The organism is Xanthomonas albilineans (assembly GCF_002939705.1).
GTDB lineage: Bacteria > Pseudomonadota > Gammaproteobacteria > Xanthomonadales > Xanthomonadaceae > Xanthomonas_A > Xanthomonas_A albilineans.
Genome location: NZ_MDCB01000022.1, coordinates 1 through 14,739 on the forward strand (window position 1 = coordinate 1; position 14,739 = coordinate 14,739).

The window sequence follows — 14,739 nt, forward strand, 5'->3', positions numbered from 1 at the left end:
AGCCTTGGCCATCGAAGTCGACCTCAATCTCCCGGCTGTCCGCGTCATCCGCACATTGGAGCGCATCGCGGCATGGCGCGGTTATCCGAACAAGCTTCGTTTGGACAACGGGCCGGAATTTGTCGCGCTGGCCTTGGCGGAGTGGGCCGAGCGCCAGGGCATCGCCTTGGACTTCATCGAGCCGGGCCGTCCGATGCAGAACGGCTTCATCGAACGCTTCAACGGCAGCTACCGGCGTGGTGTCTTGGACATGCATATCTTCCGCACACTCAGCGAGGTCCGCGAACAGACCGAACACTGGTTGGCCGACTACAACCAACAGATCCCGCACGACAGCGTGGGCGGGCTAACACCCACCGAGTTCCGTGATCAACATCAACCCCAGACCTCTAATTTTAGCTGGCACTAAATTGCGGGGAGTCGACAATCTACGGAACCCTGGGCGTATCACTGGTCAACAGGATCACGCGCATTGCCTGGATTATCCTGATTCGATGGCACCACCTACCAACGTTAGGATCCCAAGTCCATAGCACGCTAACTACGTTCAAATCCCCTAAGTAAATCCCAATCGGTGACATGCCTGTCGTATTCGGATTGTTCCCATTGCGCGGCATGGACGTAATGGTCGACAATCTCGCTTCCTAGCACCTCGCGGAGCCAAATCGAGCTCGAACTGATATCGATGGCAGCTCTTAGTGTTTTCGGGATGTCCGGCAATCCCGTGTCGCGATATGCGTCGCTCTTGCACGGCTCGCCCAATGGCAGTTTCTCGTCAATCCCCGCCAAGCCGGCTGCAATCAGTCCGGCGAACGCAATGTAGGGATTCATATCGGCACCACCAATGCGGCACTCGACGCGCAGATCATCAGAGCCATGGCCACAAACGCGTAAGCCGGTCGTTCGATTGTCACAGCCCCATGCGATCTTAGTGGGTGCGAACGTGTCAATCTGGAATCTTTTATAGGAGTTGATGTAGGGTGCTAAAAGGAGAGTAATATCACCCGCATACTTAAGGATTCCAGCCAGATAGTTCCTCATTATAATGGACATTCCCTGCGGTTCTGCTTCGTCATAAAATAGGGATCGGCCATCAGACGACCATAGCGACGAGTGCACGTGGCTGGACGACCCTGCATAATTATCGTTCCATTTCGCCATGTAGGTGATCGACTTGCCGTGCTGTGCTGCTATTTCCTTGCTGCCGTGCTTGATGATTGTGTGCTGATCGGCCATCGACAACGGGTCTGAATGCCGGACATTGATTTCTCCCTGGCCAGCGCCTCCCTCACCCTTTGTACATTCAATTGCGACTCCAGCGCCATATAGACCTTTTCTGATCGGACGCATGACGCACTCCTGTCGCGTTGTCGAAAGAATATTGTAATCCTGATTATAACTTCCAAATATATTTGGAAAATTATAATTTTTTCTTGAAATTTCGGAGTAAGACTCGTCGAAAAGGTAGAATTCAAGCTCCGATGCAAAACAGGCACGCATTCCGCGGTCGGATACCCGGCGTAACTGCCTCTGCAAGATATGTCTGGGCGATTGCGCCACTGGCTCGCCGTTGTCATTGTAGACATCGCAAATCACCAATGCCGTTGCGTCCAGCCACGGCAGCAATCGCAAGCTGGAAAAGTCAGGCCTGAGGAAGAAATCGCCGTAACCCGCACTCCAGCTGGCATTCGCGTAACCAGGCACCGGGACCATTTCCATATCATTGGCCAATAGATAATTGCAGGCATGGCCTTCGTCGTAACCGTGACGAACAAATGTAGCGGCATGATAGCGTTTTCCCATGAGCCGGCCTTGCATGTCGACCATGCATACCAATATCGTATCGATCGCGCCGGACGCGACCAAATTCCGGAGTTCATCGAAGTTCATGACAGATTACCACCGCTATTTAAGTAACTGCTGTATATATGAGAGTCCCACGAGAGCTCCGCGTCTGCTGGCGGCAACTCATCGACATCGACCGGCCATATCCAGATCCGCCAGGGACGTTTTATATATATGGCTGATCCAGTTCTCAAACAATAAAAGTGCATGACTGCGCCATCGATTCGTCGGTGACAGATAGCGGCAATCGTTTGGAAAATAGTTCTTGGGTAACTGGATGTTTCTTCCTGTGCCCAGATCGCGGAAGTATTCGTCTGCAAGAGTATTCGAATCGTATTCGATATGATTAAAGAAATGCAAAGTATGATGCTTAGGATCGCTAAGCAAGCAAAGTCCGGTATCGAGCGAATCAATGAGAACGGAGACGCCGCTATCAACAGGGATGTCGACGCGACGCATTTCCGTCCAGCGCGACACAGGAATGTAAAGTTCGTCGGAAAAACCTTTCAAGTAAGGGGATCCGCTATCATAGATATGATGCTTGAATACGCCGAATAATTTCTCTTTCAAGACGTACTTTGGCACCCCATAGAAAAAATACATAGCAGCTTGCGCACCCCAACAGATGTTCAAGCAACTATGTACGTTGGTCTGCGTCCACCGAAATACTCCAGTGAGCTCATCCCAGTAATCGACGCTGCGGAAAGGAATTTTCTCAACTGGCGCACCGGTTATTATAAACCCATCAAATTTCTGATTATTAATATTCCGCCAGTCCTCGTAGAATGATTTCAAGTGTTCGACAGGTGTATTTTTCGATGAGTGGCTGGATATCCTGACAAGCGTCAACTCGACCTGGAAGTGGGTGGAACCCAAAAGGCGCGCTATCTGAATCTCGGTATTGATTTTATTTGGCATTAGGTTAAGCAACCCCACGCGTATAGATCGGCACTGCGGATGGATCATTGCTTCATCTTCTAAGACCGTGATGCCTTCGTTTTCAAGAACACGACCTGCCGGTAGCCCTTTAGGGATTATTATTGACATGAGGTTGGGGCCCTCTTCAACGAACGGCCTGCATCAGCCGTTTCTAGCATGAGAAATCTTGACTCAGTCAGGAAAGCACCAGGAAAACGGCGACAAGCAGATAGATCGCGCCGGTTACCCGGCTTATATTGCGTTCGTTCCTGAAAAGGGTGCGTGCCCTTTGTGCAAGCAACGCATATCCACCATAGATCAAGAGAGAAATAAGCAGTCCCGCCAAACTCAATGCAATTGCTTGGTGCATGTAAGAATAGTAAGGACTTATAAAACTTGGATAGGTAAGCAAGGTGGCTAGCCATCCCTTGGGATTAGTTAGGGCGACAAGTGATGAATCGATGAACACCTTTCTCGGACTAGAATCGATTATTTCCGTGCTGTGATGTTCCGGTTGGGACAGAAAAGAGGCCAAACCAAGGAACGTGAGATAGATCGCTCCTATAAAACGCAGATAACCGAGAAGCGATGAGTGCTCGTGAATGATCAAGCCGACTCCAGAGAGCGCGACAATCGCGTGAATCGCAGTAGCCAGTCCAAAGCCCAACGAACAGGGAGCTATAATCTTATGGCCATACTTGAGAGCTTGAGCCACGACAAATGCTACGTTCGGTCCCGGCACAGCGACCGCGCAAGTGAACGCAATGGCGAACAGAATCATCAGCTGGAGATCCATTATCTTGCCACTGTATTATGTAAAGTTGGACAGGCTTCAATCTATTGCCTTGCAGAAGGATTCCGAATTATTTCCGACATGCCGCCTCGCTTCATATGCCTGGCAAGCATCGCCAAAGAGGTGGAATATTTTCTGACTCACGGGATCGTGCCCGACATGCCATTCCGGATGCCATTGCACTCCGAGCTGAAAAGTCGAGGAGCGACAGGAAAGTGCCTCGACGACGCCATCGTCAGCGATGGCCTCGACTCGAACCCCGGGTGCCGGCTCCGACACTCCCTGATTATGAAGCGAATTAACTTGGAACCGATCCTTTCCCTCTCCGAGGATATAGGCAAGTAGTCCGTCGGGAACGATCCGAATTCCGTGCGATGGCAGATACTGTTGATCGCGAGGTACGTGCATGGGCTCGCTGTGCACTATGCCAAACTCCGTGGCCGGCAGATGTGTAACAAGCGTTCCGCCTTGCTGGACATTCATTTCCTGTAACCCGCGGCAAATGCCGAGGATCGGCATATCTAGCTCTCTTGCGATCGACAACGCGACGCACGACAGGCGATCCCTAGGCCGGTCTCGTTCCCTAGGGATAACGTCGTCGTCGGCACGTTCCCAACGGCGCTGTCGTCCATCGAAGATGTCTGCATCGAGATTTGATTCGTCGCCAGTCAAGACTAGGCCGTCTAGACGATGCATCAGGTAACGAAATTTCCTAAGGCTTGCCTCCCAAGAAAGATTCCCGTCCACAGTCGGAAGAATAACGCATTCAACAGCAGCGTAGGTATCAAGGGCCTCAATGTAGCGTCGTCGCAACCTGTCACGATGAACGCCATCATCGATATGGCGATTTGATGTCACTCCAACAATAGGTCGAATCACGCAATCGGCAACATGTTCCATTGTGTATGTGCTCCGGATCATTTGCGCAGGCTAATTTCGTAGAGGCGACGGTTCCGATCAAGCAATTGCGAGATCACGCTTGGCTGCCCCTCGGGGCCGCGAAAAAATAGACCTCCCCAGGATTTTCCAATATTTGCATATGTTGGCTCGCGCATTCGAATTTTCTGTGCTTTTTTTAACAACCAGAATGGGATCGCCGGCGAAAGATGGTGCTCAAGATGGTACTCATCGTAATTGACGCCGAACAACAAGCGCTCTATAAATCCACCTTTCCTATTCCTTGTCAAATAAACATTCTCCACCTCACTTTCACACATGGGCGAGTGCTCAGCCAGCTCGGTGAACCAACCCAATACCTGAAACGTGGTGAGATAAGGAATTAACCAAAAAAACACAAGCAGATGTAGAGCATTTGCTGCGGTAAAGCCGGCAACTGTCGCTATCCAGAACGCCGCGAAACCGTACGAATCGATAAGGACGCCCCGCTTATCGACGATCTTCTCCTTATCTCCCAAAACAAAGAATCGGTTACTCCATAGATAGCTCAAGTAACGAAACGTGGCTCCACCGAAGATCGCTTTCCAGACAATAAAGGATTTGTACTCGCGAGGCTCGCGAACCGTATAAACCCCGGATTTGATAAAGAACTTCAAGTCAGGATCTTTCTCCGGATCACCAAGGTGCGGATGATGTAGATAGACATGGGATACGCGATATGCCCAGTGCCGCTGGAATATAGGGTAAGCTGCGAACGTCGTCCCGAGGAAGTTGTTCCATACTCTATTCTTTGCTAGTATTCGGTGCGCCGCATCGTGTGAAATCGTCGTCAGCCCGCGCTGGTGCGCGCCAATGATTAATAATGCCAATGGGTAAAGCCACCAGCTGAGTTGAACCGTCGCAACTGCGCAGGACACCATTATCGCGTAGTCTTTAATTATGTATAAAGCGCCGGTCATATTGTCGGGACGCAAGCCAGCCAGCTCACGCATGATTTCGCGAGAAAAATGGAATGTGTCGAATCGCTTATTTCTGAGCGCCCAAGTATTCTTTATTTCCATGATATTTCTCCAGGCTAATCAGCCATTAAATGGCATCAAGACCGCGTTTAATATCATTAATTATGTCATCAATATTCTCTATACCGACGCAAAGGCGGATCGAGCCATCGAATATTCCAGCTGCCTCACGCTGAATTTTAGGAACGGTAGTATGAGTGGTCGAGACCGGATGAGTCACGAGCGTGCGTGCATCCCCCACATTCGACACGTGATACATGAGACGGATGTTCTGCACGAACTTTCTGCCTGCAGTCTCATCGTCCAACTCGAACATGATCATTGCGCCGTAGCCGACTTGCACATCGACTAGTTCATCTACAACGTCTCTGTCGCGTCCAGCAGCAAGGCCGGGATACGAAACGCGTCTGACCTTGGGATGAGCTTCCAGGAAACTGGCAACCAACGCAGCGTTCTCGCAGTGGCGCTGCATGCGCAGGCTTAGTGTTTCCAGACCTTGTATCAGCTGAAAGCTTGCGAATGGGCTGATTGCCGCACCTGTATCGCGAAGCCAAGTCATACGTGCTTTCAAAAGATAAGCACTATTCCCTAAGTCTTTCAGAAGGCGCACAGCATCTCGCCAGCATATGCCGCCATGCGCCTCGTCAGGGCCATTTAGCAGTGGGAAGCGGGAAACATCATCAAAAGCAAAATTTCCATTGTCGACGACTAGTCCTCCCAGTGTGGTGCCGTGGCCACAGATGTACTTCGTTACCGAGTAAATGCTGATGGCGGCGCCCAGCGCCCCGGGCCTGCACAAAAGCGGCGTTGTCGTGTTGTCAACCACGAGGGGAATGCCACGCGCCTTACCAATTGCGGCAAGCGCCGATACCGGCAAGGGAATGACACAAGGATTGGAGAAGACCTCGCCGAACAACGCGATGGTCCTGTTATCGATTTGCCGCTTGAAGGATTCTGGCTCCTGCGGGTCAGCCGATCTTGCTTCAATGCCTAAGCGCTTGAAGGTATTGAACAGCAAATTCCAAGAATTTCCGTATAGATACTTCGAAGTAACCACGTTATCGCCCGGTCGACCGCTGCACAAGTTCACCAGCGCAAGAAAGGTGGCGGCTTGTCCGGAAGCCACGGCAAGCGCATCCGCTGCGCCATCCACCCGGGCGTATCGGCGCTCGAGGACGCGAGTGGTGGGATTAATGATCCGAGTATAGGTGAAACCATCGCGCTTTACATTGTAGATATCCGATACGCCGGCCAGATCATCATTGAGCTCATAAGCCGTGGTCTGGTAGATGGGAACGGCAATAGCGTTGGTGACTGGATCGTGCCGATACCCTGCGTGCAAAACGGCTGTTTCCGTCAAAAAGTCTTCTTCGTGAGTGCGATATGACATCAAACAGCTCCACCTGCAAGCGCAGGATTTGCAGATGTCGCTTCTACCAGGCGGCGTTTGTGATCTTCGAAAAAATCACGGAACGCTGTTGCCAGAGTGAGTATCCATGCCGGTTTGATTGCGCCTATACAGCCGATTCTGAAGCTTCGCGTCTGAACATGGAATTTTGCATAGATGTAGATATTGTAGTTTACAAGATGCCGATAAAATTCATCGAAATCCTCTTCGGTATCAATCACCCCTTTCGCGGTGAGCGCCAAACATACCGGGGATCGTACCATGGCACTTAGTAACGGAGCAGCGTATCGGCCGGTTGCACGGATGATCTCTTCTCGCACCAAACAGTACCGCCTTCTGCGATTGGCTACACTTTCAAGGGTCAACAGTTCGAGCGCCTTGGTGCATGCCTGTACCACATGAGTAGGAGGAGTTGATCGCCACTCTCCCGTCTGCTCAAAGATTTTCCATTGGTCTCGAACATCCAGGACGAAAGAATTGACCGGATTTGTTCTTTTTCTTCTCAGCAGTGCCAACCTGGCGATCACTAATGAAATACCAGGCGGCCCTTCGATGCACTTGTTGCTTGAAGTCACAAGAACGTCGAAAGGTGTAATTTTTACACTAATATCGACTGCGCCAAAAGAGCTCATCGCGTCTACAATCGTAACAATTCCATATCTTTTTGCCAGATGGACAATTTCATTAAGCGGATTGATGACACCAGTTGTCGTCTCGCAATGAACGAAGCAGATGTGGGTGATCGCGCGATCTTTATCAAGATATCCCGCTATATCGGCGACAGAAAGTGGCTCATCGCTAGGAACCTTCATGCTGATGGCGCTTATTCCGCGTAGTTGAAGTATTTTCAGAATACGCTCGCCATAGATGCCGTTTATGCATACAAGCGGCTTATCGGACGGACAAATAAAGGTTGCTAACGCCGCCTCGATACCGTATGTTCCACTGCCTTGAATAGGTACAACCGAATGCGAGTCCTGCCCTTCAACTAGGTTGATCGCTAGGTTGCGCATCAAGGCAGTCATGATCCTAAAGCTTTCGTCCCTTGAGCCCATGTCAAATTGCATCTGCGACTTTACCTCGTCGCATAAAGCCAAAGGACCTGGTGTCAATAAGAAATATTTCTCTGGACACATATAGAAACCTCAATATATATAGAATAGGCTAATTTAGCTCACTACGCTTATATCGCCTATAACTAGTGGTGATGAGGAAGCTAGCTGACGACGATGATGTCTATTTAGGCTACCTCGAACAACCAAGTCGTAGTCGGCAGCATATCGGCCTGCTGCAATCGCGCCAGACCCAACAGGTTATGACCGGAAAATTCAGCCCGATCACCACCTTCGCACTTGCTAAGCCGAGCGTGCGTAGACACTTGCAACCTTGTTGCGTCAGTCGCGCGAACGCGTGTTCGACAAACACCCGATCTTTCGCAATGCGATGATTGCGCCGCTGCTGTGACTGGTTCAAAGTCCTGCCGCGTGTGTCTTTGTGCTGGATATCCACCCGATATCCCTCTTCCTTCAGCCGGGCTTCACGGTCTCGGTCGGCATAAGCGCTATCGGCACGAATCGTGCGCGCGGTATTACCTGTATCCAGCAAACGCTCGAAATACCGGCTGTCATGTCCGTTCACGCTGCTGACCTCGTGCACGCGGATAAATCCCCAGCGACGATCGACATTGGCGTGCAACTTATAGCCGTAATACGAGCTGCCGTGCTTGCTAGTCCGCGTGTATCCACATCCTTCTGCGCGACCTTGGCATCACTCCACTGCCCTGGAATCTCGTCCTGCTTGATGCGTGCGTTCTCCTCGCGTGTGTTGCGCTGGATTGGTGCGCTGACAATGGTGGCGTCGATGATCTGCCCTCCACGGGCAATGTAACCGGCGCACACCAGTTGGCGGCTGATCGCCACACTGATGTCGCCCATCACGTCCTTGTCCTTCAGGCACTCGCGCCATACCCAGATCGTCTTCGGATCTGGCACCTTGCCGCTGCCCTTCAGACGAACAAACAGCACGAAGTTAAGCCGATTCAGCAACTGATACTCCAGCGCGTCGTCGGAAAGGTTGTACAGCTGCCGCAAAAGCAACAGCCTGACCGTTACCTCGGTTGGCCACGCTAGCCGGCCACCTTTAGACTTGGGTCCCAGCGCCAGCTTCTCATCCATCACATCGGCAATCCGGCCAAAGTCGATATGGCGCGACGACAATGCCAGCGGGTTATTGAACTGCAGGCGCTTGGCATCGCGTTCTTCACCGGCAGACAAACTGATCATTTGTGTCGCTCTCCGCTGGCATCGCACCAGGTCAATGGTGATAGAGTGCTGAGGTTTTTAGAGAAGCCACTTATTTTATTTAATATAATCCATATTAAACTATGCAAACGATGTTTCATCGGCCGATTCGGATCATACCCTGCGCATGAGCTGACGCAAGGAAATTTAGCCGACACAAAAATGAAATTTTTCTATAAAACTCACGTTACTATTTTACAAGTATCTTTTGGATTTTATATGAGATATACATCTAGGAAGTATTTTTTAAATTTTATATGAGATATGCATCTAAGGAAGGTCTGAACAAGCGACCGTTGTTCTCGCAGGTACTCAGGCCTGCTAACAATTTCGCCTCCTTGTCGTCAAAAGTCGCTTCCCAACGTCCATCCGTCGGGCCGTCGCCGGCCCGATCACCTTATTTTCCGATTTCCAGCGTAAGCTCCCCTGACCTGCCCCCACTGAGCCGTACCAGTTAAAGCTGTAAAGTCCGTCATCCAAGAGGACGGACATGAAAGAAAAGCAGATTCACTACCGAGCAGATCATCGGATTCATTAAGCAAGCCGACGCGGGCATGGCCGTCGCCGAGTTGTCACGTCAGTACGGCTTCAGCCCGGCCAGCTTCTACCAATGGCGTGCCAAATACGGCGGCATGGAGGCCGAAGACGCCAGGTGCCTGAAGGACCTGGAGACGGAGAACCAGCGGCTCAAACGACTGCTGGCCGAAGCGCATCTGGACATCGAAGCGCTGAAGGTCGGCTTCGGGGTAAAACGCTAGCCCCGCAACGCAAGCGCGAGGCAATCCGGCGCATGCGTGAGCTGATTGCGATCAGCGAGCGCCGGGCTTGCCGCCTTGCCGGGTTGTCGCGCGATGCGTTCGGCCATGAACCTGAGCCAGCGCCGGCCACACAAGTGCTGTCGGCCCGTCTGGTCGAGCTGGCACAGACCTACCGCCGCTTCGGCTATCGCCGCCTGCACGATGTGCTGCGCCCGGAGTTTCCGCGCGTGAACCACATAAAGGTTTACCGCTTGTACTGTCGACTCCCCGCAAAACCCGAGATATAACCGAATGGCCCCGGCGCATTCTCGATGGTCATCGTGATACGGTACGCTTGGGTAGGGTGCGGGTTTTTGCGGTAGATGGGGTCGCCATCGGCATTCGCCTGCGCTGCGCCTATCTTGTCAGGTGTGGCGCTCATGGGGTTGCATCCAGTCAATAAAAGGCAAAGTAGAAGAATGCTGTGCGTCTTAGGCTCCATTCACGTCACCGTGATGAGTTGTGTCGCCTGCATGGTGGTGTGCATACTTGAAAATCTCCGAAATTTCCATATTTCTCGGCGGTGTATTCTCCTTGATATTGCGAGTGAGGCGTAGTACGCGGGCGTGGTAATTAAAATCTCTGGAATATTTGTTTGGTGCAGTTACTGTAGCCAATCACGCATTCACTTCCTGGATTTTTCTTCTTGCACTCTATCATTGCCTTACTACTTGTCTCCTCAAGGGAGGGACCAGAAGCGAAACTACTAAAGCCGGCCATCAGCAGCGCGCGGCCTTTCTGCGCGATGGCTTCCGTGTCGCGCGAGCCACATGCACCGCATCCAGCATGCTCAGCGCCAATTGGGTGTAGGTGAGGTTCTCGTCGATGGCGTCGGCGGCGGTGCTGTCCTTCTGGCCGGTGAACAGCCAATGGATTTCCTTATCCAGTCCGTCGGTCATGGTTTTATGCAGCAGCGTGCCGTTGGCGCCGATGCCGGCGGCAATGCCTAGGATGACCGACACCTTGCCGGCCTTGATCATGGTCGCCATGGCCGATTCGCGTAATTGTCCGCTGGCGATGCGATAGCCCAGCAAGAGCACCCAGAAAGTGGTGGCGGTCAACGCGATGACGCTTATCCACTGCATCGCGCGGGCCATCACGTCCATGCCGAAGGTGGCTATCTGATTGCTGAGGTAGTTGTTGATCAGCCGGAAGAAGACGTAATCCCCCAGGCTGGTGTCTGCAAGGGGGCGTAACCAGCTCATCGATCCGTCGAACATGCTCATGGCCATGCGCCTTTATTTGAGAGTGGTAAACGAAATCTAGTTAAGGTGGTGATCCGTGGGGCAGGCGCGCTGCCAGTGCGGCCTTGGCACGATCCGACCCAGATGCAGCGTGCGCGGCAGGTGCCTGGCGCAATGGGCGCGCCGGGGACTGGCGACATAGGTGAGCGCCCACGGCCGACTAGGATCAGGTACGTTCGGGAACCGATTCGGGCTGGGATACCTGCTCAAGCCATGGTCCTTATGAGCAGGTGGATGCCGTTGTACAAACCGTTTGATAGTGGATACGGCATTGTGCCGAGGCTGTCAAACGCAGGCCCATCCGGGGGATGCAGCGCGCGCTCATGTGTCCGGCACTGGATCACAGTGCCCACCGCCATGCTGACGCTGCCGGCAATCAACCGACACGGTTTGGCGTCTGCGGTCGCTGACAGGGGCTCAGGCATGCCAGGGCTTCCCAGTAATCGTATACGGCGCGAAAAGCCGGCCACTGATACGCCCAGTGATACGCCCGGGATTCCGTAGACACTCAGGATCCTCGTTGCGCGCAGCGCCGTTCGAACTCTACAGGCGACAGATCGCCATTGGAACCATGGCGGCGCTCGGGGTTGCATGACGCGGCGCGAGTGCATGGTCGGGTAGAGGTGGGGCTTGCGTGGCCTGGCCGGCAATCGCGGTCGCGGGCAACAGACACGTTGCGCCCAGGGCAGTATCCCTGCTATAGTGACCCTCTTGTCCAGCAGCCACTTACGGTGCGAGCCCATGAAGGCCGACATCCATCCCCAATACCGCGACGTCGTATTTCACGATGTTACCTCCGATTTCAAGATCCTGACCCGTTCGACCATGTCCTCGAAAGAGACCATCAAGTGGGAAGACGGCGTAGAATACGCCTTGATCAAGGTCGAAATTTCCTCGGCGTCTCACCCGTTCTACACGGGCAAGCATAAGATGATCGACACCAGCGGTCGCATCGATAAGTTCCAGAAGCGCTACGCGCGCTGATCCCACCGCCTATGTGTCATGCGACGGCTGCGTTTTGCGCGGCCGTTTTGCTATGCGTTTCATGCATTGTCTTTCCGATGTGATGGTGACGGTGTCATGCTCCAGGCCGGGCATGGCGAGGATGTAACGTTGTGTTGCTTTCTTGCTCATGTTCTGCGGCGCGAGGGATGAGCACGCCACAAATGCTGCTGTGCAATAATGCGTCGATCCATGGTAACGACCGTGGACTTTCTTCACGCGTCTGTTCGCAACGTATCGGGCAGGCGCCTTCCATCGAGGAGCGCACACTGTGTCCGATCTTGATCAGGTCACGCTGAATGCCGGCGACAAGTCGGTCGTTCTGCCGGTACTCAAACCCACCTTGGGCAACGATTGCGTCGATGTTTCCAAGTTGACCAAGGAAACCGGTCTCTTCACCTACGATTCGGGCTTCACCGCCACCGCCAGTTGCAAATCGGCGATCACCTACATCGACGGCGACAACGGCGTCTTGTTGTACCGGGGTTACCCGATCGAGCAGTTGGCCGAGAAGTCCAACTTCCTTGAGGTGGGCTATCTGCTGATGAACGGCGAGTTGCCCAGCGCCGACGAATTCAAGAAGTTCGAACACGAAGTGACGCATCACACGATGATGCACGAGTCGCTGAAGAACTTCCTGGGCGGTTTTCGCCACGACGCGCATCCGATGGCGATGTTGGCCGGCTCGGTGGCTTCGTTGTCGGCGTTCTACCACGACACGCTCGACTTGAACGATCCGGAGCAGCGACGCCTGGCCGCGATCCGTCTGATTGCCAAGGTGCCGACCATCGCTGCCGCTGCCTATCGTTATTCGATCGGCTGGCCGATCCGCTACCCGCGGAACAACCTCGGTTATGTCGAACGCTTCCTGCATCTGATGTTCGAGGTGCCGAGCGAGCAATTGCAAATGAATCCGGTCGTGGCTAAGGCACTGGATCTGTTGTTCATCCTGCATGCCGACCACGAACAGAACGCATCGACCTCGACCGTGCGTCTGGTCGGTTCCACCGGCGCCAATCCGTACGCGTCGGTTGCTGCCGGCATTACAGCGTTGTGGGGTCCGGCTCACGGTGGTGCCAACGAAGCCGTGCTGAAAATGCTCGAGGAGATCGGCACTGCGGATAACGTCGAGAGCGCCGTGGCAAAGGCCAAGGACAAGAACTCCAGCTTCCGTCTGATGGGTTTCGGTCACCGTGTTTACAAGAACTTCGACCCGCGCGCCAAGATCATCCGCGAGATGACCCACAAGGTGCTGGGCGAACTGGGTGTCAACGATCCGCTGCTGGAAGTGGCGCTGAAGCTGGAAGAGGCGGCGTTGAAGGACGACTACTTCGTGCAGCGCAAGTTGTACCCGAATGTCGATTTCTACTCGGGCATCATCTACAAGGCGCTCAACATTCCGGTGGAAATGTTCACCGTCATGTTCGCCATCGCCCGTACTGTCGGCTGGGTGTCGCATTGGTTGGAGCAGCAGGTCGATCCGGAAATGAAGATTGGCCGTCCGCGCCAGATCTACACCGGTTACGACAAGCGCGACTACACCAGCGTCGGCAAGCGCTGATCGCAGCGTCGCTGTCGTGTGTCTCTGAAACGCCCCACCTTGTGGGGCGTTTTTTGCATCTGGGAGCGGCGAGCATTCGACGCGAACGTTCCCGCTGGGCGTACTTTGCACGGCAAGTGGGGCGAGACGATGTCGATGACGAAGCGCCCAGGCTTGGCGGTGTAGACGGCGGGTTTGTCAGGCGCGTTGCTGGTTCTCGGCGAGATATTGTTCGGCGAGCAATTGCCGCAACTGGCTTGCGGAAGCGCGCCGCATCGGTTTTTCGTGGAGCTGCGACAGCGGCGCCTGACGCAGCGCGTCGTAAGGCAGCACGGTCAGGTCGAAAGTCAGATCCTCGGCGCTGAATAGCCACACCGGGAAGTCCTCGCTGCGCTCCCGATCCAGGCGCAGCCGACGGCTGCGCAGTTCGGCCGGAATGCGCTGTTCCTCCAGAAAACGCGCGACCGCTTCCGTATCGTCGCTGTGCAATTGCAATTGCACCGGACTGTTCGCATCGGCGGTGCCGTCGTGCACTGGTCCGGTCAGGCGGGGAGCGAATGCGTGCAGAAACTCCATTGCGCGCAGTGCCGCCTCGCGCCGCCGGCGTAGGCCATCGGCATGGCCGGGGCCGGCGAACAGGCGTTGGTACTCGCGTAATGCGTCTTCGATTTCGCTGTTGCGTGGCAGTGAGGCGTCGTCGTGGATGCCGAGGCGTTCGGCGGCTTTCAGCTTGGCTTGGTGGAAGTCGCGGATACTGCCTTCGGCCATCAATCGCGCGGCTTCGTGGGCCAACTGGCGGCGACGTTCGTGCGAGCGGGTCCGGGCGTGTTGCCGAGCATGATGCATGATGCGTCTCCCCTCAGAGCTTGGCCCGACTGTACAACACTCCCGCGAATATTCGAGTGCAGTCGCAACGGCATCGGATCCTGCTGCTTGCGGCGGGCGCCGCAGGTCCGCATCGCCCGCGCGACAAGGG

13 protein-coding genes and 2 pseudogenes are annotated in these 14,739 nt (G+C 53.9%); 4 read left to right on the plus strand and 11 right to left on the minus strand.

Features of this window, described 5'->3' with window-relative positions; all coding sequences use genetic code 11:
- A partial coding sequence (locus tag XalbCFBP2523_RS14540) for an integrase core domain-containing protein (protein WP_146084098.1) occupies positions 1-409 on the plus strand: 409 nt, incomplete at its 5' end.
- 128 nt (positions 410-537) lie between these two features.
- On the opposite strand, the gene XalbCFBP2523_RS14545 is transcribed toward XalbCFBP2523_RS14540, so the two are convergent.
- The 9 genes from XalbCFBP2523_RS14545 to XalbCFBP2523_RS14585 all read right to left on the minus strand — a co-directional run bounded on the left by XalbCFBP2523_RS14545 (position 538) and on the right by XalbCFBP2523_RS14585 (position 9,162).
- A complete protein-coding gene (locus tag XalbCFBP2523_RS14545) occupies positions 538-1,890 on the minus strand; it encodes a glutamine synthetase family protein (protein ID WP_045766141.1) in 1,353 nt (450 codons plus the stop codon).
- Between the two features lie 78 nt (positions 1,891-1,968).
- Positions 1,969-2,892, minus strand: coding sequence for a homoserine O-succinyltransferase (locus XalbCFBP2523_RS14550; RefSeq protein WP_080928136.1), 924 nt, complete (start codon positions 2,890-2,892; stop codon positions 1,969-1,971).
- A gap of 67 nt (positions 2,893-2,959) precedes the next feature.
- Positions 2,960-3,559, minus strand: coding sequence for a LysE family translocator (locus XalbCFBP2523_RS14555; RefSeq protein ID WP_012916848.1), 600 nt, complete (start codon positions 3,557-3,559; stop codon positions 2,960-2,962).
- A 36-nt stretch (positions 3,560-3,595) separates the two neighbouring features.
- The gene (locus XalbCFBP2523_RS14560; protein ID WP_080928220.1) at positions 3,596-4,456 is read right to left on the minus strand and encodes a gamma-glutamyl-gamma-aminobutyrate hydrolase family protein; all 861 of its coding nucleotides are present in this window, start codon (positions 4,454-4,456) and stop codon (positions 3,596-3,598) included.
- A gap of 17 nt (positions 4,457-4,473) precedes the next feature.
- Positions 4,474-5,514, minus strand: a complete 1,041-nt coding sequence (locus tag XalbCFBP2523_RS14565; RefSeq protein WP_045758343.1) for a fatty acid desaturase family protein — start codon at positions 5,512-5,514, stop codon at positions 4,474-4,476.
- Between the two features lie 25 nt (positions 5,515-5,539).
- On the minus strand, positions 5,540-6,862 hold the full coding sequence (locus tag XalbCFBP2523_RS14570) for an O-acetylhomoserine aminocarboxypropyltransferase/cysteine synthase family protein (RefSeq protein ID WP_045766140.1): 1,323 nt from the start codon (positions 6,860-6,862) through the stop codon (positions 5,540-5,542).
- Complete coding sequence (locus XalbCFBP2523_RS14575; protein ID WP_080928135.1) at positions 6,862-8,016, minus strand: 2-aminoethylphosphonate--pyruvate transaminase; 1,155 nt, start codon at positions 8,014-8,016, stop codon at positions 6,862-6,864. Before XalbCFBP2523_RS14575 ends, XalbCFBP2523_RS14570 begins: the two co-directional genes overlap by 1 nt.
- Before the next feature lie 109 nt (positions 8,017-8,125).
- A complete protein-coding gene (locus XalbCFBP2523_RS17455; RefSeq protein ID WP_080928134.1) occupies positions 8,126-8,575 on the minus strand; it encodes a transposase in 450 nt (149 codons plus the stop codon).
- Positions 8,515-9,162: an IS5/IS1182 family transposase gene (locus tag XalbCFBP2523_RS14585; RefSeq protein WP_052687954.1), complete on the minus strand. Its 648-nt coding sequence runs from the start codon at positions 9,160-9,162 to the stop codon at positions 8,515-8,517. Before XalbCFBP2523_RS14585 ends, XalbCFBP2523_RS17455 begins: the two co-directional genes overlap by 61 nt.
- 572 nt (positions 9,163-9,734) lie before the next feature.
- On the opposite strand from XalbCFBP2523_RS14585, the pseudogene XalbCFBP2523_RS14590 reads away from it, so the two are divergent.
- Positions 9,735-10,195, plus strand: a pseudogene (locus tag XalbCFBP2523_RS14590) (transposase); the annotation flags it as partial.
- 469 nt (positions 10,196-10,664) lie between these two features.
- Here XalbCFBP2523_RS14590 and XalbCFBP2523_RS14600 read toward each other — a convergent pair.
- Positions 10,665-11,203: pseudogene (locus XalbCFBP2523_RS14600) on the minus strand (type IV secretion system protein); the annotation flags it as partial.
- Positions 11,204-11,962: 759 nt separating this feature from the next.
- Here XalbCFBP2523_RS14600 and XalbCFBP2523_RS14605 point away from each other — a divergent pair.
- Together XalbCFBP2523_RS14605 and XalbCFBP2523_RS14610 are read left to right on the plus strand one after the other, a co-directional pair.
- Entirely contained in the window at positions 11,963-12,205 is a 243-nt protein-coding gene (locus XalbCFBP2523_RS14605) for a type B 50S ribosomal protein L31 (RefSeq protein WP_012916835.1), read from the plus strand.
- Positions 12,206-12,494: 289 nt separating this feature from the next.
- Positions 12,495-13,784, plus strand: a complete 1,290-nt coding sequence (locus XalbCFBP2523_RS14610) for a citrate synthase (RefSeq protein ID WP_012916834.1) — start codon at positions 12,495-12,497, stop codon at positions 13,782-13,784.
- Positions 13,785-13,961: 177 nt separating this feature from the next.
- Here the strand turns inward: XalbCFBP2523_RS14610 and XalbCFBP2523_RS14615 are convergent, their stop codons facing one another.
- Entirely contained in the window at positions 13,962-14,609 is a 648-nt protein-coding gene (locus XalbCFBP2523_RS14615; protein ID WP_045766137.1) for a hypothetical protein, read from the minus strand.
- Between the last annotated feature and the right edge of the window lie 130 nt (positions 14,610-14,739).